Origin of the sequence: Bifidobacterium saguini DSM 23967 (assembly GCF_000741715.1) — a bacterium.
Taxonomy (GTDB): domain Bacteria; phylum Actinomycetota; class Actinomycetes; order Actinomycetales; family Bifidobacteriaceae; genus Bifidobacterium; species Bifidobacterium saguini.
Window position 1 is genome coordinate 17,283 of sequence record NZ_JGZN01000001.1, and the last position, 23,289, is coordinate 40,571.

The window sequence follows — 23,289 nt, forward strand, 5'->3', positions numbered from 1 at the left end:
TGCGCAGTAAGTAAATAAGAAGGTCGGATGGAGATGATCCATCCGACCTTCTGCTATATGACGTGAGCTAGTCAGTCGCTCTCAGGTGTAGCGCTGCCAGTGTCGGTGCTACCGCTATCGCCACCAGTGTTCGGAGTCGGCTGTTGCAGTTGCTGCTGAGCTTCTTCCTGTGCCTTCTTTTCAGCCTCTTCCTGCGCTTGCTTATCGGCATCAGCCTTTTGCTTGGACTGCATGGAAGCATTCACATCAGACTCGGCCTTTTGCAGTGCGGAAATCGCATTATCCACATCTGCATCAGACGGATTCGAGCTGTTCGCAATGGTATTGGCATTGGTGATGGCGGTTTGCAAAGCAGTTCGAGTGCTTTCATCCGCAACATTGCCGGCAGAGTTGTTCAAGGTGCTTTGCGCCTGAGCAATGGCCGAGCTGAGCTTGGACTTCTTCGAATTGGTATCAGCGGTTTTCTCGGAAGCATTAACAGCCTTGATACCGCTGTTAATAGCATCGGTCTGATCAGTCACCGTGCTGATCTGATCCTGCATATCCTTAACCTGCTGCTTGAGCTTATCTGCGGACAGAGAAGCATCGCAGCTGGCGGTATCTTCAGGGTTCTGTCCCTTTTCTACTGCCGCGTTCAGGGAATCAATCGTGGTGCTATCCGCAACCTTGCCCTTGGAAACCTGAACAGTGGTTTGACCCTTGGAGACTGCGGTTGCCAACTTCTTCTTAGCAGCATCGTATTGCTTAGCCGCAGCCTTGCATTCCACCAAAGCGGCAGCTTGACTCACCTTGCTGCTGTTGGAGTGCCACCAGAACAGCCCGCCGCCAATCAATGCAATCACCAGAACTACCACGCCGGCAATAATGGCAATCTTGCGGGTATCCTGCTTATTCTCACCGCCGTTATGACGTCCGGCTTTGTTGCCATCGCCGGAGTCGTCCTCATCCGCGAATTCTTCCAGTGGGGAGATTGTCGGAGGCAGCGGCTGTGCCGGCTCCTCCTCGAGTCCTGCTAGCTTCACCGGAGCATTAGCGACCGGCTGGAATACCTGCGTGGCTTCCTCATCAGCCGGGGTCTCTGCGGACAGTGGAACTGCAGGAGTCTGATTCAAGGCAGTGTATGCCTGTGTGGCCTCAGTCTGAGCAGCGGTACTGAACGGTGAAGTTGCAGCGGGAGTTTGGGCCGGCTGGAATACCTGCGTAGCGCCCTCGTCGGCTGCCGGATTAGTGGGCTGCGGCGTGTAAGACATCGCCTGAGTCGGGGCTGCCGGGGCCACTGGTGCAGTCGCTGGCGTTGCAGCAGCCGGTGTGACGGCTGGAGCAGCTGGTGTGACGGCTGGTGCAGCTGGAGCGACCGGGCGGAAGCTTTGCGTGGCCTGATCCCATACATACTGCTGTTGGCCGGGAGCCGCGGTTACTGGCTGGGCCGCAGCTGGAGCAGCCGGCTGCGTGTATGCCACAGGCTGCGTAGGCTGCACTGGTGCGGGAACCGTAGGCTGCGTTTGCGGGAACGGGTTAAACGCCTGAGTTTCCTGGCCTGCGGTAGCAGAAGTGGCAGGTTGCGTCGGCTGTTCTGCTTGTGTAGGGAGCGGCGGTACTACCGGCTTGATCGGTTCACTGTTGTTCTGGAAGTCGAACTGAAAACCACCATCACTGTTGGTCATTACATCTCCTTGACGTGCGAACAAAGTACCGGCGCACGAGCCGGTGAATAATCGTCAGATGGACTGCAGCCACCTGCCTGGGATAAGCGAGTGAGCGGTTTCAGTCTCAGTCGTCGATATGTGCTCGATAGAAGTTTTCGTAGGAACGGCTTGGCGTGGGGCCGCGCTGACCCTGATAATGCGAGCCGGTGCTTGCAGAGCCATATGGATGCTCAGCCGGAGAGCTCAACTGGAAGAAGCACATCTGGCCAATCTTCATGCCCGGCCACAGCTTGACCGGCAACGTGGAAACATTGGAAAGTTCCAGCGTGATATGGCCTTCGAATCCAGGATCAATGAAGCCTGCGGTCGAGTGGGTCAAAATACCCAAGCGGCCCAGCGAGCTCTTGCCCTCCAAACGAGCAGCAATGGTTGGGTCCAGCTTCACATACTCCCAAGTGGAACCCAACGCGAATTCACCGGGATGCAGAATCCACGGCTCATCAGGACCCACTTCGAATTGCTCGGTCAGCGCGCCCTGGTTCTCTGCCGGATCAACATAGGTGTAGGCATGATTATTGAACAAACGGAAATACCGATCCAGCCTCACGTCGATGGAAGCAGGCTGCACCATTTCGGGGGTCCACGGTTCGAGTGAAATATGGCCAGCGGACTGTGCGGCGATAATATCGCGGTCGGACAGCAGCATAGAAACTCCTTGAATTACAGTATTGTCCCCAAGTTTAGCGCCCAGTGCGGAAACAATAGAGAAAAGGCCGGGGACCTGAGACCTCGTTAGCTTAAAAATTTTCAGGTTATTCTCAGAAAACCCCAGCATTAAACACAGAATCTGATGGTTATATAAGACATGTCAGCGGAAAGCTGAACAGGAACAGCAGCAGTTCCCGATAATTGAACCCCTTTCTTCTTCTCTCTCTCCTTTCTCTCCCCGGCGGCCCGCACCGCCGGGGTTCTTTTTTATTCATGTGCCTGTGGAAGTGGCTTCCCCTTATCCGGTCAACTTTTCAGTTCCTTACGCTCATCCTCGGGAATGACGACTGGCCCAGCTTCTCAGCGGTATACTGGCAAACGAATCGGCAGGGAGGGCGATCTTATGGGGAAGAGCAGCGAGGAATACGATTTCTTTGATGGCGCTGAATACGAGGATGCGCCACAATCCCAGCGCAGACAACGGGCTAAGGGGCCGCATAGTTCCGGTCGCCGCGCTGCCAAGATCAAACTTGATAGCCCAGCTTCCAAAATACTGCGGCGATTGGCGCTGTTCACTGGCTTATTAGCCGTGGCTGCTTCCGCATCTTCCGCTGTGCATGAGATTGCTCCCTACGCCATCTCATTCCTCGTGAAGGTTCCCGGCCGCTACATCGCTGCAACCGCAGCAGTGCTCATAGGACTGACGCTAATGTTCGTGATTGGGGCCCGCACCACCATGCCGCGTAATTCCACTCACGGTGGTGTTGGCGGCGGTGGCATTGTGACCATCGTTCTGGCGGGTGCCTGCTTGGTGGTTGGCGTAGCCGTTGGTGTGCTATTCCCTCAAGGTCTGATTCTTCCGAACAATGACAAAGCGCCAGTGGAAAGCACTGCGCAGATGGAACAAGGTATTGAGCAGTCTGCCGGACAGTGTACGTCCGGTTGGCAAGGCTTGGATGCCGGAGGTCTTCCAGGGGTGAGCACTGTGCAAATGTGCACAGAGCCACGCATGGCCTTTGTATCTTTTGAATCAGAGGCGATGGCAGCAGTGGGCAAGGCACCCATCAAGGTGAAAATCGCCGAGCTGTTGAATCAATACTCTGATAATGAGAAAGCCCAAGGCGATTGGCGCCTGCTCAGTGGCAAGCGTTGGATGGTGTTCGGTGAGGCGGACAAGATGACCGCGTTGCAGCAGCAGTGGGGTGGCGATCTTGAGCCCATCACCGCGGCTGATGACTCAGCTGACGCGACAAGCTCTGATTCCGGTCAGTAAGACTCAGCAAGCTTTGTTGCAATGCCGGCAGCGCCGGTGATGTGACCGAAATCATGAATCGATAGGCGGCGCCTTGCCCTATTGCCCTTTACGATGGATTGGTATGAGCAATGAAGCAAATGCCGCTGGATTCGCATATGAGCCATTGGTTGGCCGCGAGTCCACAGAAGTGCCCGGCCATTTCGGAGACCCGTTGACGGTGGAGTGTAGCGTGACCTCGCGCGGCGGTTTTAATCAGCACCTGACGCATCCGCTATTTCTGTGCCTGCATGGGTGGGGTTCCAACGAGCAGGAGATGGCGGATATTATGCGTCTGATTGCTCCGTACAACGATTTCGTGGCATTGCGCGGACCGCTCACTTTGGCTGAAGCGTCGGCCGATTCTTTAGATCCCGGCAATTATGCGTGGTTGCATGGTTCGCTGCCCGTAGGTGAGGATCTTGACTATGATGCCTATGCTGCTGCTCGGGCTGTAGATTCATGGGTAGCGGCCAATATTCCTACCGACCGCGATATTGTGCCGCTCGGCTTCTCCCAAGGCGGATTGGTGGCCGTGCATTTGCTGCGTATAAACCCAGAGCGATACCGAGCTGTAATCAGCTTGTCTGGTTTTAACGCGCCCGGTCAGGTGCCCGGTACCGCACCTGCTGACGGCCGTCTCGCCGACTTGGACATTCCGGTGTTCTACACCTACGGCAAAAACGATGGCGTTGTGCCGAAATATGAGTTGTTCGCCACTGCCGCTTGGCTTGAGGAACATACATGGCTCAAAACCAAGAGCTACCACGGGCTCGACCATAACGTGAGTCTTGAGGAATTCGCCGATTTGCGCCAGTGGTTACTGGACAATGACATCACTTCCGGCGTGCTGTAGCCATACACTAGTGCCCGTGAATACAGGGGATGCCACCAACAATATTGAGCAGAATCATCTGGACGAGTCACCGCGCGGCCTCATCATCATGGCCGTGGTCGGTGTGGCTGTCGGCGTGCTCTCCGGCATGTTCGGCATCGGTGGCGGCACAGTGATCGTGCCCGCCTTGGTGTGGCTCGGGCTCACGCAGCGTCACGCAGCTGCGACCTCGATGATGGCCATTGTGCCCACCGCGGTTTCCGGTGTGATTTCGTATGCGTTTGAGAGTGACGTGGATTGGATAGTGGCGGCCATCGTATTCGCCGGCATGTTCGTGGGCGGGCAAATTGGCTCATGGCTACTATCCAAATTGCCGGAGCTGGTGCTGCGTTGGGCGTTCGTGGTATTCCTGCTGTTTGTGATGGTCAATCAGGCCATGTCGAATCCGTCGCGAGATTCGCGTATTGAACTTACGGTTGGCACTGTTGTCGGGCTGATTGTGTTCGGTGTTATTGCCGGTATATTGGCAGGATTACTGGGCATTGGCGGTGGCGCAATTTGCGTGCCGGCCTTGTCGATTCTGTTTGGCGCCAGCGATCTTATTGCTCGCGGTACTTCGCTGCTGGCCATGTTCCCCAATGCCATTACTACATCCGTGGCTAATGTGCGTAGGCGTATGGTGCATGTGAAGGCCGCGCTCATTATTGGTATTGTGGCCGCGCTGACTGCGCCGCTCGGCACATGGATTGCTTCCGCCGTGACACCACGCACTGGCGCAATCCTGTTCACCGCGTACTTGTGCGTGCTATTAGTGCGTTCCTTCTGGGTGGCGTTTAAGGCGACGCGACGGTGATGCAGCCGTAATCGGCATCAACCTGCCGAGGCGTGTAGCAGACAGCCCGGTTGGCTGTCTGTAGCCGAGGGGAGCGGCTATGCCGCGACGGTCATGCAGGTTAGATGCCGGAATCGGCATCAACCTGCATGACATAGATGTTGCGCCTCAGGGTCTTGGCTTGGGCTCGGTTGATGTCACCGGCTTCGAGCATGTCTTGAATCACACCAAGTTCGATGGCATAGCTTTCCTTCTTGACCTCTTCAACCTGAGTAATCACGGCTGCGGAACCTCTCATATTCGGGCGGGCTTGCAGCGAAGCCTCAGCTCGTCGATAATCCAGAAGCAGCGCGGAGCAGTGCTCAGTGTTATAGGTGCTATTGCCCATTTCATCCACCAGGCGGTCAATCACATGATGAATCGCCTCAACCTGCAGTTCACGCGTGCGAGCAAAAATCTGGTCCTCGCTCACCAGCGGCGTAGTATGACGAATCTTGGAAATCGTGCGCTTCGCATAATTGCTCGCGCGACGCTGCAGCATGCGCGCACGTCCACGAATCTGAGACACCGCATGACCTGATGCCGGATTTGTGGACGTGTGACGCAGCGTATTCATGATCTGATCAAGCATGCGCTCGCAAGCTTCCACATTGAGTTCCTGAGTGGCGGCATCTGCGGCCGGATGCGCCTTATCCTCCGCTAAGCGGTCTCGTACAAATTCCTTCTCCCAGTGCAGTGCTTCAATCTGCAGTTGCTCCAACCCTTGCGGATCGGAATCGCCATTGCGCTGCTTCAAACGGCTGATGCGCTTGGTGTACAAATCAATCACCATCAGCACAGCACGGCGATTTTCCGGCGTAATGCGGCCGGTCAGCTCTTCTACGGTATTGCGCAGCACCTCAATCGTAATCGGAATCATTTCAGCGCTGGGATCTTTGCCGCGGTTTGGTGCCAGCAGCGGTAGCAGGAAGTTCGCCAAAACCAGTGTCAGGATAATCACGCCTGATGCGATGAAAATCAGTTCGTCACGCATCGGGAACACGGCGCCGCCCGCAATGTAATACGGGATGGTAAACATCAAAGACAACGTAATAGTGCCTTTAGGTCCACCAAAGGTCATGACGGCTGCGGACCGCCAGCGTTCAAGAGTCATTTTGCGGCGTTTGCCGGTGTTCATATCGCGGGCGATACGCAACATGGCTGCCACCCAAATGAATCGCAGCACAATCACCACCGCGGTCACCAGAGCAATAATGCCGATAAGCAGCGTGTTATTGATGTAGGGATCAGACCAGCTGGCCGTCATCGCCTGCGGCAACTGCATACCAAGCAGAATAAACACGGCACCGTTGAGCGAGAAGCTCAGCACACCCCACACCGACGTGGACACAATATTCGTGCGCGCCACATTCGGGCCAACGCCAGTGCGATCGAATCGAATGAACAAGCCGGCTGCCACCACGGACAGAATGCCGGATACGCCGAATTCTTCCGCGCCCAAATACAGCAGGAATGGCAGGAACAGTTCCATCAGAATACGCGTGGTAGTGGTTTCCCAACCGAGCGATCGCACGGTTTCGAATACCCAGTTAGCTATCGCAGCCACTACAAGACCAAAGACCGTGCCGCCGAAGAACGAAATCACGAATTCTCCAGCAGCCTGACCGATGGCGAATTCGCCAGTGAATGCGGCCGCTAATGCGAATTGGAAGCCCACGATACCGGACGCATCATTGAATAAGGATTCGCCTTTAAGCACGCCGCGCTGACGTTGAGTCAGCGAAGCTTCCTTGCCTAGGGAGCTGACAGCCACCGCATCGGTCGGGCCAAGCGCTGCGCCAAGTGCCAGTGCGGAAGCGAGTGAAATCACCGGCCAAACAGCGTGCAGAATAAAGCCGACTGCCACCATCGTCACAATTGCTAAGCCAATGGCCAGCGAAAGGCTTAATTTCAAAGTTTTCAGCAGAGCTGACTTGTCGATTTCATGCGCTTCGAGATACAGCAGCGGTGCAATGAACAGCACCATGAACAGTTCCGGGTTGAGTTGCGCGTCTGGGAAAAATGGAAGATATGCCACGAGTACGCCTAGTGCTATCTGCACGAGCGGCGTGGATACCTTCGGAATGAAACGACTGGCAAAAGAACTCACTACCACCGCTGCAATGATGCATAGGATGAGTTCGAATACTGCCATGACTGTCCTCTCTTCTTCGCCGGGCTTCGGCCAGTATAGAAAACTCATCGCTACAACACGTTAAGCCGTCCGCCGAAGTGGACAGCGCGTGTTTTGCGCGGCATACGTGTGGTTGCTGGGTATGTAGACTCGCAGTATGGCTTTGAGAGTGGCATATGAGGAAGCGATGCGGCAAACGATTGAGTTGGCGAAGCAGGCCGCGGCAGCCGGCGATGTACCGGTCGGTGCGGTGGTGTTGGATGCTTCAGGTGCGATTATCGGCCGCGGATACAACACCCGCGAAACCCACGGCGATCCGCTGGCTCATGCTGAAATTCTCGCGATGCGCGAGGCTGCGCAGTTTCGCGCACGGCAATCCAGCAATGCTGATGCGGCGACTGCGGAACCTGCTACCGCAGCCGTTCGCGCATGGAATCTCGCTGATTGCACATTGGTGGTCACGCTCGAGCCTTGCCCGATGTGCGCTGGTGCTTGCGTCCAAACCCATATCGGCACGATTGTGTTTGGCGCGTGGGATGCCAAACTCGGCGCATGCGGTTCGGTATGGGATATTCCGCGCGACCCGCATATCGGTCACACTCCCGAAGTGCATGGCGGCATTCTTGAGCGCGATTGTCAAGCTATTCTCACCGACTTCTTTGCCGCACGCCGCTGACCAAATACTTACGTGCCTCGGCCAACACGCAGCACCCAGTCAACATATTCGATATTTCCTACCATCGAAGGCAGCAGTAATAATTCCATATCCCAGCAACGTCAAAGGAGACATAAGACCTATGGCCAAGAACGAAACGCTGACCTTCACCGGTACCTCGACAGACGGTACCGCGCTCACCGCCGTCTATCTTGCCCAGCCCACTGCCAATGTGGCAATCGGTCTGGTTTTTGCAGGCGATGAGCTGCCGCGCATTGTGCATTGGGGTCGTCCGCTCACCAACCCTGAAACTCTGTTGGATTCTTACGACGCATTGAAGCCGCAGCGCGTCTCCGGCGCGCTCGACAACACCGCATGGCCGTCCGTGCTGCCAACTCAGGCGGAAAGCTGGATTGGTGAGCCGCGCGTGGTGTTGCGTCGTGCCGGCATCGAACTCTTCCCGAAGTTCACCGTCACCAGCATTGAGGCTGATGGTGTGCTCGACGTATCCCTTGATGCAGTTAGCGCTGAAAGCTACACGGATGTTACCGGTCACAGCCGTTCTACTGGCCCGATTCGTGTGCCGGGCGTGGTGGTGAACGCTGAAGATCAGGAAAACGGGGTCGGTATTGAATGGCGACTGGAACTGCTCGATGGCGGTTTGGCTCGCCAGAAGGCGACCGTCACCAATCTGGATGCTCCGGAAGGTGCTGCAGACCCAGCTGCAGCGAACCTTGAAATCGGCAAAATCGAACTCGGATTCCCTGTGCCTGAACTTGCCGGCGAAATTCTTACCACTACCGGCCACCATCTGCGCGAACGTAGCCCGCAGCGCCAGCCGTTGACCATCGGCCGTTTTGAGAAGCCACAGCTTGCCGGTCGGCCGGACTTCGACGCATCCTTACTACTCACCGCAGGCGTGCCCGGTTTCGGTTTTGAACATGGCGAGGCCTATTCGGTGCATGTGGGCTGGAGCGGCAACTCTGCGCTCTCCGCCGAACGGCTGCCGTACACGCAGGGCATTATCGGCGGCGGCGAACTGCTCTTCGGCGGTGAAGTCACGCTGACTCCGCAGGGCGACGATAAGGGAGAGAGCTCCTATGCAACGCCTTGGCTGTTCGGCTCGTTCGGTGATGGCTTGAATGAGATTGCCGCGCGCTTCCACGCATATGTGCGCTCCCGTCATCCGCGTTTGTTCGCGAAGGGGCGCCCGGTGATTTTGAACACTTGGGAAGCCGTCTACTTCGACCACAACTTCGATACACTCGCCGCACTCGCCGACAAGGCTGCAGCCTCCGGCGTGGAACGCTTCGTGGTGGATGACGGCTGGTTCGGCTCTCGCCGTGATGACACTTCCGGCCTCGGTGACTGGCAGATTTCCCAGGATGTCTGGCCTGACGGCGACAAGTCTTTGAAGGCGCTCGCCGACTATGTGCACGGTAAGGGCATGCAGTTTGGCCTCTGGTTCGAACCGGAAATGGTGAACATCGATTCCGATGTGGTGCGTGCTCACCCCGATTGGATTCTCTCGCCCACGGCCGGCCGCCTGCCAATGCAGGGGCGCAGCCAGCAGGTGCTCGACCTCACTAATCCGGCAGCGTTCGACTATGTGTTCGGTGCGATGGATGCGTTGGTCGGCGAGCTTAAAATCGATTACATCAAGTGGGATCACAACAAGCTGGTCACTGAGCCTGGTTCCCGCTACTCTGGTCGTCCGGCCGTGCACGCGCAGACCTTGGCTGTGTATGAGATTTTCAAAGGATTGAAGCTCAACCATCCGGGCTTGGAAATTGAAAGCTGCTCGTCCGGCGGTGGCCGCGTGGACCTTGGCATTTTGGAATATGCCGACCGTATTTGGGCATCCGACTGCGTGGATCCGGTAGAGCGTGCTGATATTCAGCGTTACACGTCACTGCTGGTTCCGCCAGCCATGATGGGTGAGCATGTGGGTGCCAGCCCGGCACATTCCACGCAGCGCGCTACCAGTCAGGAGCTGCGCATGGCGATGGCGTTCTTTGGCCACATGGGTATCGAATGGAATTTGCTCAAGGAGCCTGAAGATGCGCTCGCCAAGCTCGCCGTATGGGTGGCTGAGTTCAAAAAGCATCGCGACTGGTTCGCCATTGACACTTGCGTGCATGCGGATGCCAACGATCCGGCCGTGCGCTTGGACGGCATGGTGATGCCGAGCCGGGATGCAGCGATCTACCGCTTCACGCAGCTGACCACTGGCCAGACCTATCCGGCTGCTCCGGTTCGTCTGCCTGGCCTTGACCCGGACCGTCGTTACCGTGTGAGCCCGCTGGACCCGAGCCTTGACCTGACCGGTCTGACCAATGGTCAGAGCACGCTCGGCTGGTGGAATGAAGACGGTGTGGTGATGACTGGCGAAGCCTTGCAGCGCTACGGCATCCGTCCGCCGTCCCTCCACCCCCAGCAGGCCGTCCTGTTCAAAGCCGTGGCGTTAAGCTGACAATCCACTGGATTGTCAGTAGACGCGGTCCGAGTGAGGTGATAGCCGAACGAGGATGGATTGAGTCTCGCTTGTGACGAGTCCGAGATTGAAGGATCGTAGCTCTATAGACTGTAGGTTTTCCAACACTGACTGTAGGTTTTTGAACACTGACTGTAGGATTTCCAACGAAATTCGTTCAAAAACCTACAGTCAGTGTCAGAAAACCTACAGTGACCGTTTGAAAACCTACAGTCAAACAGATGGGTGGCGGGAATATGGGTGGTTGCCATCTGACTAGGTGGTGATCACCGTCTGACTATGACTGGAATCATCCTGATATAACGACGAATCAGCCGATATGCTTCACGATGACGCGACTGGCAGCGGCTTTGGCCCATAGCTGCCAGTCGTGATTCACTATCGTGAACTTCACCGGTTGAGTCTGACTATGACGGTAATACCGGATGCCATCACGCAACGAATCCGTGCCGAGCTTCGCCAGAAACGCGGATTCACCGGCGATCATCACATGCCCGGGCATCGCGATATTCGCCACCATCGCCACTAGTGCACCCAAGCGGAAGCATGTGCGATGCACCAGCTGTGTAGCCTGCGGAACTCGGGCTCGAGCATCACGGGCAAAGTCCTCGAATGTCACTGGTTTGCCCACAATCGCGGAATACTGTTCAGCAATCGAATCGTCAGTCAAACATTGCGAACAGCCGATATGCCCGCTTATGCAGCGCGGGCCTTCCGGATCCACCAGCACATGGCCCACCAGGCCATAGCTTTTATCTGGATAGCTCACCGGCTCACCATGCACAGCGAGCGAATACCCTACGCCAATGCCAATGGTTACCACGGCGAACATATCCAATCCAACGCCTGGGCCAAACCAAGAAGCATCCACCAGCAGTGAATCAATATCATTAAAGACACCGCACGGCAGGCCGGTTTCGCGGCCAACCATAGCGCCTAAATCCGTCGGACCATCCCAGTGCAGGAATGGCGCGAACGTCACCACGGAATCATCCACCACATGACCGCCCACGGCCACGCCTACCGCAGTAGGGGAGGGGAGACCCGCAGTTGCAACATCCTCTGAACAGGCGGCCGTTAGTTGAGCAATCGCAGTAGCCACATATTCCGGCGACTGATCATCACCAATCGGCAGCTCATGACGGTCGGAAACCACCTCGCCATGAGCGTTCACCGCGGCGGACACAATCGAAGTGCCGTGCACCTTCACTCCCACGAACGTGCGTGCATTGGCACACAGTACCAGCGAAGTCTGCGGGCGGCCGCGCCTATCCGAGCTCTCTTTCGGAGTGAACCGCTCCGGCAGCTTGCCAGTGAGCCCAGCAGTTGCGCTCGCCGGCAGCTCCTCAATCACCCCTGCATAAATCAAATCACTAGTGATTCTGGACAGTGCACCTTGGCTCAATCCCAGCATTTGCGCCAACGTGGTGCGTGCGATCGGACCGTACTGCGCCACGGCAGCAGCTACGCGATGCGTATGTTCAGAACCGGAAAACCATTGTGGAATCGCATTGGAATCAGCCAACCTATGCCCCTTTGCGAATAATTAATTGCGTTAATCACAAAATAGCGCGTTTTTACTTTCCAGCGCAAGCAGGCTCGCAGACGCTGGGAATGAAAACCCAAAATCGTTACCTTTGAGGGTGGAGGAATTGCCGCTGGCATTGGAGCCAGTGGTGGAAGGAAAGACAAAGGAGTCAGCAATGCTGTCAGATTCCCTGTACCCAACTTCCAGACTGAAGCGTTTAGGCGTGCGCGTGGCCGCAACGGTGTGCGCGCTCGCTGTGGGCTTCGGCCTGGCCGGCTGCGGTTCAAGCACCGCAGGAACCGTCACTCTCGACTTCTTCCAGTTCAAGTCCGAGGCTGCAGACACGTTCAAGGCCATCGTTCAGGACTTTGAGAAGCAGAACCCGACCATCAAGGTCAATATCAACAACTCCGCCAACGCCCAAACTGATTTGCGCACCCGCTTCGTGAAAAACCGCGTGCCGGACGTCATCACGTTCAACGGCGATATCAGCTTCGGTATGTTCGCCGCATCCGGCGTTTTCTATGATTTCACTGACGAGCCGATTGTGGACACGCTCAATCCCGGCATGGTGAATATCGCCAAGAACCTGGTCCAGACCACGGACCCGGCCAAGAAGCGCCTGTACGGCCTGCCGTTCGCCGGCAACGCCTCGGGATACATCTACAACAAGGATCTGTTCAAACAGGTCGGCCTCGATCCGGAGAACCCGCCCACCACCTGGACCGAGTTCACGGACATGCTCAACACATTCAAGGCGGCCGGTATCAATCCGATTCAAGGCACGGTGGCGGACGCGTGGACCACGCAGGCGCCGCTTGCCTCGCTCGCCGGCACGCTCGTCCCTGAAACCAAGTACACCGAGCTGAAACAGGGCAAGACCACCTTCCAGGAACTGTGGAAGACGGCAGTCGAGAAGGAGGCCGAGCTCTTCACCTACTCCACCGCCGACACCGGCGTCACCTACCAGCAGGGCACGCAGAGCTTCGCCCAAGGCAAGGCCGCGATCATCCCGCTCGGCACCTACGCCATCCCGCAGATCCTGCTCATCAATAAAGACATCAACCTCGGCTTCGCGCAGATGCCTGCCTCGGATGATGCCGACGAGCAGATTCTCACCGCCGGCGACGACGTGATGCTTACCATCGGCGCCAACACCAAGCACAAGGACGAGGCGATGAAGCTCGTCGAGTTCATGATGCAGAAGGAACAGCTCGACGCCTACGCTGACGCCCAGTCCGCCATCACCCCGCTCAAGGACACGTACTTCGGCAACGAAGCGCTGGAAACCGTGCGCCCGTTCTTCGAGGAGAACCGTCTGGCCGATTTCTGCGACCACTACATCCCCTCGTCCATCAATATCGGCGGCTATCTGCAGACCATGGTCACGTCCGGCAATACCGATCGATTCCTGAGCCAGATGCAGACCGAATGGGACAAGGTCCAGGCCAGGACCTTCGAGTGACGAGCAGGAGAGGAGAACAATAATGTCCAACGCAATCATCGGTCAGCCAGCATCGCGCAAGCCAGCCAAACCGGCCAAGAAGAAGGTCTCCGCCTTCTCCAAGCGCAAGGTCGATCCCGCCTACTACTGGATGGCGGTCCCGGCGGCGATCATCTTCGCCTTCTTCCTGTATCTGCCGTTCCTTGACGGTGTGAAGTACTCCTTCACCAACTCCCAGGGCTACGGCGACTACAAGTTCATCGGCTTCAAGAACTACATCGCCCTGTTCCAGGACAACCGTGTGGGCCACGCCTACCTGTTCACGCTGCTCATCGCCATCGCGATCACGGTGCTCATCAATGTGATCGCGCTGTTCCTGTCGGTGCTGCTGAACTCGAAGATCGCCTTCAAGAACGGCTTCCGCGCCATCTTCTTCGTGCCTTACACCCTCTCCGTGCTGGTCATCGGCTACGTGTTCAAATACATCTTCATGAACCCGCTGCCCGAGCTCGGCAAGGCGCTCGGCATCGAATGGCTGTCCACGTCGCTGCTGACCAACGAGCAGCTGAGCTGGATTCCGATCGTGTTTCTCGCCGTATGGCAGGGCGTGGCCTACTCCGTGCTCATCTACCTTGCCGGCCTGCAGACCATCGACGATGAGATCTACGAGGCCGCCGCCCTTGACGGCGTCAACCCGTGGCAGAAGTTCTGGAAGATCACCTTCCCGCTCATCGGACCGTTCTTCACCATCAACCTCGTGCTGTCCATGAAGAACGCGCTCGGCACGTTCGATCAGGTCGTGGCCTTGACCGACGGCGGCCCGAACTCCGCCACCGAAACGGTCACTTACCTCATCTGGAAGGGCGGTCTGACCGGTGGCGAGTATGCCTACCAGACCGCGAACGCCGTGCTCTTCTTCATCGTGCTGGCGATTATCGCCTTCATCCAGCTGCGCATCTCCCGCAGCCAGGAACAGATCTGATTTCGGGTAGAGGAAAGACCAATGACTACTGCAACTCTCGCTTCGCCATCCAAGTCCGGCGCTTCCGCCAAGGCCGCGCCCGTCAAGTACCGCAAGGACCGCAACATCAACTGGTGGCTGACCGCCGCCGTGGCCGTGCTGTCGCTGACGATTCTGGTACCGCTGTATTTCACCATCGTCACCGCGCTGAAAACCCCGGCCGAAGCCGGTACGTTCGCCCTGCCCACTTCGTGGCAGTGGGGTAATTTCGCCGACGCCTCCGCCAAGGTGAACTATCCGAAGGCCGCGCTCAACTCCGCAATCATCACGGTCGTGGCCGTGGTGCTCACCCTGCTGACCAACACCTTCGTGGCCTACGCGGTGGCCCGCAACATGGACAAGCGGTTCTTCCGCTTCCTGTATTACTTCTTCATCGCCGCCATGTTCGTGCCGTTCCCGGTGGTCATGCTGCCGATCGCCAAGCAGATGGGCTCGCTGCATCTGGATAACCAGCTTGGCCTGATCATCCTGTACACCGTTCTCGGTCTGGGCACCAACCTGTTCATCGCCACCGGCTTCATTCGCTCGATTCCGGTCTCGCTGGAAGAGGCGGCGCGCATCGATGGTGCGTCCACGTGGCGCATCTTCTGGACCATCATCTTCCCGCTGATGAGCCCGATCAACGCCACCATCGCCATCCTGACCGCGCTGTGGGCTTGGAACGACTTCCTCCTGCCGTTGATCGTGCTTACCGACCAGTCGAACCAGACCATCCCGCTGGCCCAGTACGTGTTCAGCTCGCAGTTCGCCACCAACTACCCGATGGCCTTCTCCAGCTACCTCATGGCGATGGCCCCGATCCTCGTCGTCTACATCTTCGCCCAAAAGTGGGTCGTTGGTGGAGTCATGAGGGGCGCTGTTAAGTAATTGCAGCGCGGGCGCTGCAATTACTTAACAGCGCCGAGCGAGACGAGCCGATTAAGAAAACAGCCCCGGTGGGCTGTTTTCCGGCTCGGGCGGCCGGCAGGCCGCGTACTCGCGAGGTAACACTGAGTCTCGCCGCAGGCGAGTCCGTAATTGCAGGACGCCGTCAAATAATTACTTTCCGGCACGTCCGATGAACAGCCCGATGGGAATAAAACCATCGGGCTGTTTCAATAATTACCAAGCAGTAATAATCAACGATGATTGATGAGAAAGGTCGCAGCGATGACTAACGAACAGCGCATCGAGGTTCCCGACTCCGTTCGCACCAACGGTGCAACTCCGAATCCGTGGTGGTCCAATGCCGTGGTGTATCAGGTGTACCCGCGTTCCTTCCAGGACACCAACGGTGACGGTCTGGGTGATATCAAGGGCATTACCTCTCGCCTCGACTATTTGGCCGATCTTGGCGTCGATGTGGTTTGGCTCTCCCCGGTTTACAAGTCCCCGCAGGACGATAACGGTTACGATATCTCCGATTATCAGGACATCGACCCGTTGTTTGGCTCCCTCGAAGACATGGACGAGCTGCTGGCCGAAGCCCACAAGCGTGGCCTGAAGATTGTGATGGATTTGGTCGTGAACCACACCTCTGACGAGCACGCATGGTTCCAGGCTTCCAAGGACAAGAACGATCCGCACGCCGACTGGTACTGGTGGCGTCCTGCTCGCCCGGGTTTCGAACCTGGCACTCCGGGTGCCGAACCGAACCAGTGGGGCTCCTACTTCGGTGGCTCCGCATGGGAGTACTGCCCGGAGCGCGGCGAATACTTCTTCCACCAGTATTCCAAGAAACAGCCTGACCTGAACTGGGAGAATCCAGCCGTACGTCACGCCGTGTACGACATGATGAACTGGTGGATGGATCGCGGCATCGACGGCTTCCGTATGGACGTCATCACCCAGATTTCCAAGACCATCGACAAGAACGGCAAGCTGCCGGGTGAACCGGGTTCTGAAATTGAGGATTATCCGGTCGGCCCGGAGGGCTATTCCTCCCCGTTCCCGTGGTGCTCGGACGGCCCGCGCGTGGATGAATTCCTCGCCGAAATGCGTCGCGAAGTCTTCGAAAAGCGCGAAGGCTACATGAACGTTGGCGAGGCTCCTGGCGTAGTTCCGGCTCGCAACGAGCACATCACCGATCCGGCCAACCGTGAGTTGGATATGCTGTTCCTCTTCGACCATGTAGGCGTTGATCAGAAGCCGACCTCCAAGTGGGATGTTGTGCCGTTCGAGGTCAAGAACTTGCGCGAGAAGATGGCCGGTCAGCAGGAAGCAGTAAAGAACGCCGGCTGGGCTAGCCTGTTCTTCTGCAACCATGACCAGCCGCGCGTGGTCTCCCGTTGGGGCGACGACACCACCGAGGAGAACCGTGTGCTGTCCGCCAAGGCCTTCGGTCTGCTGCTCCACATGCACCGCGGCACCCCATACATCTACCAGGGCGAAGAGCTCGGTATGACCGGCGCACACTTCAAGAGCCTCGACCAGTATCGCGATCTGGAGTCGCTCAACGCTTTCCGCCAGCGCGTAGAGGAAGCCAAGATTCAGACGCCTGAATCGATGATGGACGCCCTTGAGCTCATCGGCCGCGATAATGCGCGCACCCCGATGCAGTGGGATGGCTCGAAGTACGCCGGCTTCACCTCACCGGATGCCGCCACCGAACCGTGGATTTCCGTGAACCCGAACCATGCGGAGATCAACGCCGCCAGCGAATTCGATGATCCGAGCTCTGTGTATTCGTTCTACAAGCAGCTCATCGCACTGCGCCATGAGAAGGCAGTCGTTGCAGCTGGCGAATGGAACCTCATTGATTCGAATGACGAGCATGTGTACGCGTTCACCCGCACTCTGGGCCATGATCGTTTGCTGGTGGTGGTCAACCTGTCTGGCCGCACGGTTGATTTGCCGCATGACGCCAAGGAACTGGTTGCCGCTGGCGTCACCGAGCCGGACGTGCTGATTAGCAACTACGATGCCAGCCATACGGTCGTCTCCCTCGCCAACAGCGAGCTTGACCCGTGGGAGGCTGCTGTAATCCAGCTGTAATGCCACAAATGAGCGCTTGTTGAGACGGCGGACCGTTCCTAACGGCCCGCCGTTTTACAATATCGAGCATGGAACAAAAGGATGTTTTAAAGGCGCTGCAACGTGATCACGCAGCGGAACTGAAGCTCGCTGCCGAACGACTCAAGGGCACAGCCCGCCACACGGAGATTATTCCTTCTCCAGCATTGAGCGAAATGACCGGTCATGAGATTCTGCTGAAGCCCGAAAACCTTCAGGTCACTGGATCATTCAAGATTCGTGGCGCCTACAACAAGATTGCATCCCTTTCCGAAGAACAGCTTTCCCACGGTATCGTCACCGCCTCCGCTGGCAACCATGCTCAAGGCGTTGCCTATGCCGCTCGCGAACGTGGTGCCAAGGCCACTATCTGCATGCCGCAAATCACTCCGCCGCTCAAGGTGGACGCCACCAAGGCCTACGGCGCTGACGTTGTGCTCTACGGTGATGTATTCGATGAAGCCGCGGCTCACGCCGCTGAGCTCGCCAAAACCGAAGGCATGATTTACGTGCCGCCGTTCGACGACTATGAGGTCATCTGCGGTCAGGGCACCATCGGTCTGGAAATTCTCGAGGATGTGCCGAACGTCACCGACGTGGTCGTGCCGCTTGGCGGCGGTGGACTTGGTGCCGGCGTTGCGCTCGCCATCAAGACCTTCAGACCGGAAGTGCGCGTGATTGGCGCTATTCCGGAAGGTAGCCCTGCATGGAAGAACTCGTTTGCGGCCGGCCGCGTCACCGAAGCCGATCAGGTGATTACTTCGGCTGAGGGTGTCGCCGTCAAGCATCCGGGCGATTTGCCGTACGCGCTGCTCAATGAATTCCTTGATGATCTCGTCACCGTCACCGAGCGTGACATCAACGAGATGATTCTGCTCATGCTCGAAAAGCACAAGCTTGTGGTTGAGGCTGCCGGTGCAGTTTCGCTGGCCGCTCTGGAACATCTGAATCTACGCTCCCGCAAGTTCGCGGCCGCAGAAGGCCCGCATGTGGTGGTGCCGATTATGTCCGGCGGCAATATTGATACCGTGACGATGGGTGCCGTGATTCAGAAGGGCATGATTGCCCGCGGCCGCATTATGAACTTTGAAGTTGAGCTTCCGGATACGCCAGGTCAGCTCGTCAAGGTCGCCACTTTGCTTGCCAAGGAACGTGCGAACGTGATTGCCCTCGATCACGATCAGTTCAAGGCGTCCGGCCACTACACGAATGCGGTGTCGCTCGGCGTCACGGTTGAGACCAATGGCCCGGACCACATCGACCGCATTCTTGCAGCGCTCAAGGAAGCCGGCTTCCAGCCCAAGCGCATTTACTGATACATATTTGCGGATGGTGCGCAGACCGCGAAGGGCTGTGGCATGATGTTCCCGACACGCTCAAGGCCGTTCGGCCAAGCTTACGGTCGGGGACATCATGCCACAGCCCTTCGCTTTACTCCGTGAATAGTATGTTCGCTATAACGTTGACGCGAATCGATTATTCTGCCGCCGCGATCGTTTCATCCACCAGCTCGGGCAGTGCGGTGGCAATGTCTTCGTGAATTAGTCGCGTGGCTAAACGGTCATACTGCGTGCGTCCCATATTCATAATGGTGATTGGTACGCCGGCTTGCGCGGCGACTGGCACAATGCTTGCTGCAGGGTACACCTCCAATGTGGAGCCGATAACCCACAGTTCGTCGGCCTTAGTGGCTCGATCGTAGGACTTTTCCATTGCGCCATCGGGTAATGCTTCGCCGAAATACACCACATCCGTTTTGATGATGCCGTTGCATGGCATATCGCCGCGGTACTTGAGCTTGCGATGACAATGCGGATCGGGTTCCTCATCCAGCCGTGCCATGATGTCGGCCGTATTGTACTTTTGGTGGCACTTCATGCAATGCGAGGTGCCGATGGTGCCATGCAGATTCACGATAATATCTGGGCTGTTGCCGGCTTTTTCGTGCAGAGCATCGAAGTTCTGCGTAGCCAGCAAAGTCAGCATGCCTGCCTGTTCCAGCTTGACTAATGCTTTATGCGCAGCGCCTGGCTGGGCATTCCACACTGGTGACTCTTTCTGCCAGCGCCAGGAATATTCGCGATCCTCTTTATTGTTCATGAACAAATCAATGTCATACACACTGGTTTGTTCAGGGTGCTTGGTCCAAACACCATCCGGTCCGCGGAAGTCAGGGATACCGGCTGAGGTTGAGATGCCGGCACCAGTTAATACAGCAATCTTCTTAGTCATAAATATAGGTATACCCGGCTTCGATGAACGAGAGGTGATGATTGTTGCAGGCGATTGTGCTCAGATTTTCGCTAATCGTGTCTCATATTTCTGGATTTGTTTAAGTGCAAGACATGTTTGAAGCGTATGTTGTGCGTAGCAGAGCAAAAAAAAGATCGAAAATCGGCTCTGTGCGACACGCCGAGGGAGGCGCGCTATGATGCCGTTTCCTAGGGTTTTTCGCGCCCTGATTTGCATTGTTGTTTGGGTTCGTGTAGGTTATTCATCTGTTGCCGCTCGGCACGGCGGGTTTCCTTCCCTTGGTTGGTTGGCTGCTTGCCGGTGTGGTGGTGGTTTGAGAACTCAAGAGCGTGTTTGTACTACTTCTTTATAGTCAATGATTGCCAGCTTGTCTCGTGCCTGATTGTTTTGTCGGTTGGGTCCTTGGTTGGTTGAAACGGGATGAGGTTTTTGTGAGTGTGTCCTTTTCCTTAAAAGGATTGCTCGTCAATTTTTTGTTTTGAGAGTCATCTATTCGATGTCTTTCCGCATTGTTTTTTTGTGGAGGGTTCGATTCTGGCTCAGGATGAACGCTGGCGGCGTGCTTAACACATGCAAGTCGAACGGGATCCATCAGCTTGCTGGTGGTGAGAGTGGCGAACGGGTGAGTAATGCGTGACCGACCTGCCCCATGCTCCGGAATAGCTCCTGGAAACGGGTGGTAATGCCGGATGTTCCAGTTGATCGCATGGTCTTCTGGGAAAGCTTTCGCGGCGTGGGATGGGGTCGCGTCCTATCAGCTTGACGGCGGGGTAACGGCCCACCGTGGCTTCGACGGGTAGCCGGCCTGAGAGGGCGACCGGCCACATTGGGACTGAGATACGGCCCAGACTCCTACGGGAGGCAGCAGTGGGGAATATTGCACAATGGGCGCAAGCCTGATGCAGCGACGCCGCGTGAGGGATGGAGGCCTTCGGGTTGTAAACCTCTTTTGTCAGGGAGCAAGCGTGAGTGAGTGTACCTGTCGAATAAGCGCCGGCTAACTACGTGCCAGCAGCCGCGGTAATACGTAGGGCGCAAGCGTTATCCGGAATTATTGGGCGTAAAGGGCTCGTAGGCGGTTCGTCGCGTCCGGTGTGAAAGTCCATCGCTTAACGGTGGATCCGCGCCGGGTACGGGCGGGCTTGAGTGCGGTAGGGGAGACTGGAATTCCCGGTGTAACGGTGGAATGTGTAGATATCGGGAAGAACACCAATGGCGAAGGCAGGTCTCTGGGCCGTTACTGACGCTGAGGAGCGAAAGCGTGGGGAGCGAACAGGATTAGATACCCTGGTAGTCCACGCCGTAAACGGTGGATGCTGGATGTGGGGCACGTTCCACGTGTTCCGTGTCGGAGCCAACGCGTTAAGCATCCCGCCTGGGGAGTACGGCCGCAAGGCTAAAACTCAAAGAAATTGACGGGGGCCCGCACAAGCGGCGGAGCATGCGGATTAATTCGATGCAACGCGAAGAACCTTACCTGGGCTTGACATGTTCCCGACGACGCCAGAGATGGCGTTTCCCTTCGGGGCGGGTTCACAGGTGGTGCATGGTCGTCGTCAGCTCGTGTCGTGAGATGTTGGGTTAAGTCCCGCAACGAGCGCAACCCTCGCCTTATGTTGCCAGCATTTCGGATGGGAACTCATAAGGGACCGCCGGGGTTAACTCGGAGGAAGGTGGGGATGACGTCAGATCATCATGCCCCTTACGTCCAGGGCTTCACGCATGCTACAATGGCCGGTACAACGGGATGCGACAAGGCGACTTGGAGCGGATCCCTGAAAACCGGTCTCAGTTCGGATCGCAGTCTGCAACTCGACTGCGTGAAGGCGGAGTCGCTAGTAATCGCGAATCAGCAACGTCGCGGTGAATGCGTTCCCGGGCCTTGTACACACCGCCCGTCAAGTCATGAAAGTGGGCAGCACCCGAAGCCGGTGGCCTAACCAGTAATGGGGGGAGCCGTCTAAGGTGAGGCTCGTGATTGGGACTAAGTCGTAACAAGGTAGCCGTACCGGAAGGTGCGGCTGGATCACCTCCTTTCTACGGAGTTATTCAGGCCTCTGCTTGGAGGCCGGTGTGGGCCGGACGGCCGGGACGGTCCCGGTTGGTTTCCGGTCGCTGGTGTGGAAGAGATCGTTGGCTTTCGGCCTGTCCGTCGTGGGATGGCCGTGGAGTGGTGCGGATGCGCTTTTGGGCTCCCGGATCGCCACCCCGAGACGTTGGTCTCGGCGCGGTTCGGTGCCCCGTGGGTCTGGTCGCCCGGTTTGGTTTCCGGTCGGCTGGTCGTGCGGGTGCGTGGTGGTTTGAGAACTGGATAGTGGACGCGAGCAAGAAACATGCTTCGGCTTGTTTTTTGCTGTTGATTTCGTTCGGACTCCGAACAGTTTTGTTTGGTGTTCGTTCCGATCGTTTTGTGATCTGATGTAGTGTCGATTGATTTGTCGTCTGGCAGCATTGTTGCGTTGCGCGGGTGTTTCGCCCGCAAGGGCGTATGGTGGATGCCTTGGCAGACGGGACCGATGAAGGACGTGTGAGACCGCGATAGGCCTCGGGGAGCCGTCAACAGGGCTTCGATCCGAGGATCTCCGAATGGGGGAACCCGGCCGCCGTTGTGGGCGGTCACCGCACTTCGGTGCGGGGGGTACGCAGGGAAGTGAAACATCTCAGTACCTGCAGGAAAGGATACTCCGTGAGTAGTGGCGAGCGAAAGCGGATCAGGCCAAACCTTTGCCGTGTGGTACCCGTCGGGGGTTGCGGCAGGGGTGTTGTGGGAACGCGTGCGCCGGCTCCGACGGGCCGGCCGGCGGTGATAAATCCATGTGCGAGGGGAACCGGGTTGGATACCGGGCCGTAGAGGGTGATGGCCCCGTACCCGAACGCGCATGGACCGCCGATTCGCGTCTCCCAAGTAGCACGGGTCCCGTGGAACCCCGTGTGAATCCGCCCAGACCGTTGGGTAAGCCTAAGTATTCCCGTCTGACCGATAGCGTACTAGTACCGTGAGGGAAAGGTGAAAAGCACCCCGGGAGGGGAGTGAAAGAGTTCCTGAAACCGTGCGCCTACAAACCGTCGGAGCCTTTAGGGGTGACGGCGTGCCTATCGAAAAATGAGTCTGCGAGTCAGTGGCGGGTGGCAAGCGTAAGCCGTGTGGCGGACGCGTAGCGAAAGCGAGTCTTAAAAGGCGTTTGAGTCGCTCGTCCTGGACCCGAAGCGGGATGATCTAGCCCTGGGCAGGTTGAAGCGCGGGTAAGACCGCGTGGAGGACCGCACCCACCTGGGTTGAAAACCGGGGGGATGACCTGGGGCTAGGGGTGAAAGGCCAATCAAATTCCGTGATAGCTGGTTCTCTCCGAAATGCATTTGGGTGCAGCGTCGGGTGAGTACATCCGGGGGGTAGAGCTACTGGATGCTTGAGGGCCCG

At 57.2% G+C, this 23,289-nt stretch carries 15 protein-coding genes and 2 rRNA genes; 12 read left to right on the plus strand and 5 right to left on the minus strand.

What is annotated here, in order from left to right:
- Nucleotides 1-71 precede the first annotated feature (71 nt).
- Both BISA_RS00035 and dcd read right to left on the minus strand, forming a co-directional pair.
- Entirely contained in the window at nucleotides 72-1,664 is a 1,593-nt protein-coding gene (locus BISA_RS00035) for an FIVAR domain-containing protein (RefSeq protein ID WP_033889469.1), read from the minus strand.
- A 106-nt stretch (nucleotides 1,665-1,770) separates the two neighbouring features.
- A complete protein-coding gene (gene dcd, locus BISA_RS00040) occupies nucleotides 1,771-2,352 on the minus strand; it encodes a dCTP deaminase (protein ID WP_033889470.1) in 582 nt (193 codons plus the stop codon).
- Nucleotides 2,353-2,757: 405 nt separating this feature from the next.
- Between dcd and BISA_RS00045 the strand changes: the two genes are divergently transcribed.
- The 3 genes from BISA_RS00045 (at nucleotide 2,758) to BISA_RS00055 (ending at nucleotide 5,333) form a co-directional block, all read left to right on the plus strand.
- A complete protein-coding gene (locus BISA_RS00045; RefSeq protein WP_033889471.1) occupies nucleotides 2,758-3,627 on the plus strand; it encodes a hypothetical protein in 870 nt (289 codons plus the stop codon).
- Between the two features lie 103 nt (nucleotides 3,628-3,730).
- The gene (locus BISA_RS00050; RefSeq protein WP_033889472.1) at nucleotides 3,731-4,501 is read left to right on the plus strand and encodes an alpha/beta hydrolase; all 771 of its coding nucleotides are present in this window, start codon (nucleotides 3,731-3,733) and stop codon (nucleotides 4,499-4,501) included.
- Between the two features lie 88 nt (nucleotides 4,502-4,589).
- A complete protein-coding gene (locus tag BISA_RS00055; protein ID WP_051917229.1) occupies nucleotides 4,590-5,333 on the plus strand; it encodes a sulfite exporter TauE/SafE family protein in 744 nt (247 codons plus the stop codon).
- 100 nt (nucleotides 5,334-5,433) lie between these two features.
- Here the strand turns inward: BISA_RS00055 and BISA_RS00060 are convergent, their stop codons facing one another.
- On the minus strand, nucleotides 5,434-7,506 hold the full coding sequence (locus tag BISA_RS00060; protein WP_033889473.1) for a cation:proton antiporter: 2,073 nt from the start codon (nucleotides 7,504-7,506) through the stop codon (nucleotides 5,434-5,436).
- A 136-nt stretch (nucleotides 7,507-7,642) separates the two neighbouring features.
- Between BISA_RS00060 and BISA_RS00065 the strand changes: the two genes are divergently transcribed.
- Nucleotides 7,643-8,161, plus strand: coding sequence for a nucleoside deaminase (locus tag BISA_RS00065; RefSeq protein WP_152597281.1), 519 nt, complete (start codon nucleotides 7,643-7,645; stop codon nucleotides 8,159-8,161).
- A 121-nt stretch (nucleotides 8,162-8,282) separates the two neighbouring features.
- Nucleotides 8,283-10,613, plus strand: a complete 2,331-nt coding sequence (locus tag BISA_RS00070) for an alpha-galactosidase (protein ID WP_033889476.1) — start codon at nucleotides 8,283-8,285, stop codon at nucleotides 10,611-10,613.
- A 331-nt stretch (nucleotides 10,614-10,944) separates the two neighbouring features.
- Here BISA_RS00070 and BISA_RS00075 read toward each other — a convergent pair whose 3' ends face one another.
- Complete coding sequence (locus BISA_RS00075; protein WP_033889478.1) at nucleotides 10,945-12,159, minus strand: ROK family protein; 1,215 nt, start codon at nucleotides 12,157-12,159, stop codon at nucleotides 10,945-10,947.
- Between the two features lie 178 nt (nucleotides 12,160-12,337).
- On the opposite strand from BISA_RS00075, the gene BISA_RS00080 reads away from it, so the two are divergent.
- The 5 genes from BISA_RS00080 (at nucleotide 12,338) to ilvA (ending at nucleotide 18,934) form a co-directional block, all read left to right on the plus strand.
- Nucleotides 12,338-13,627: an ABC transporter substrate-binding protein gene (locus BISA_RS00080; RefSeq protein WP_033889479.1), complete on the plus strand. Its 1,290-nt coding sequence runs from the start codon at nucleotides 12,338-12,340 to the stop codon at nucleotides 13,625-13,627.
- A 22-nt stretch (nucleotides 13,628-13,649) separates the two neighbouring features.
- A complete protein-coding gene (locus BISA_RS00085) occupies nucleotides 13,650-14,588 on the plus strand; it encodes a carbohydrate ABC transporter permease (protein ID WP_033889481.1) in 939 nt (312 codons plus the stop codon).
- A 21-nt stretch (nucleotides 14,589-14,609) separates the two neighbouring features.
- The gene (locus tag BISA_RS00090; protein ID WP_033889483.1) at nucleotides 14,610-15,494 is read left to right on the plus strand and encodes a carbohydrate ABC transporter permease; all 885 of its coding nucleotides are present in this window, start codon (nucleotides 14,610-14,612) and stop codon (nucleotides 15,492-15,494) included.
- 282 nt (nucleotides 15,495-15,776) lie between these two features.
- Nucleotides 15,777-17,600: an alpha-glucosidase gene (locus BISA_RS00095; protein WP_033889484.1), complete on the plus strand. Its 1,824-nt coding sequence runs from the start codon at nucleotides 15,777-15,779 to the stop codon at nucleotides 17,598-17,600.
- Between the two features lie 68 nt (nucleotides 17,601-17,668).
- Complete coding sequence (gene ilvA, locus BISA_RS00100; protein WP_033889486.1) at nucleotides 17,669-18,934, plus strand: threonine ammonia-lyase; 1,266 nt, start codon at nucleotides 17,669-17,671, stop codon at nucleotides 18,932-18,934.
- 160 nt (nucleotides 18,935-19,094) lie between these two features.
- Here ilvA and BISA_RS00105 read toward each other — a convergent pair whose 3' ends face one another.
- Nucleotides 19,095-19,850, minus strand: a complete 756-nt coding sequence (locus BISA_RS00105; protein WP_033889487.1) for a Sir2 family NAD-dependent protein deacetylase — start codon at nucleotides 19,848-19,850, stop codon at nucleotides 19,095-19,097.
- A gap of 537 nt (nucleotides 19,851-20,387) precedes the next feature.
- Here BISA_RS00105 and BISA_RS00110 point away from each other — a divergent pair.
- Nucleotides 20,388-21,908: ribosomal RNA gene (locus tag BISA_RS00110) — 16S ribosomal RNA — on the plus strand.
- A 431-nt stretch (nucleotides 21,909-22,339) separates the two neighbouring features.
- Nucleotides 22,340-23,289, plus strand: a 23S ribosomal RNA gene (locus BISA_RS00115); the annotation flags it as partial.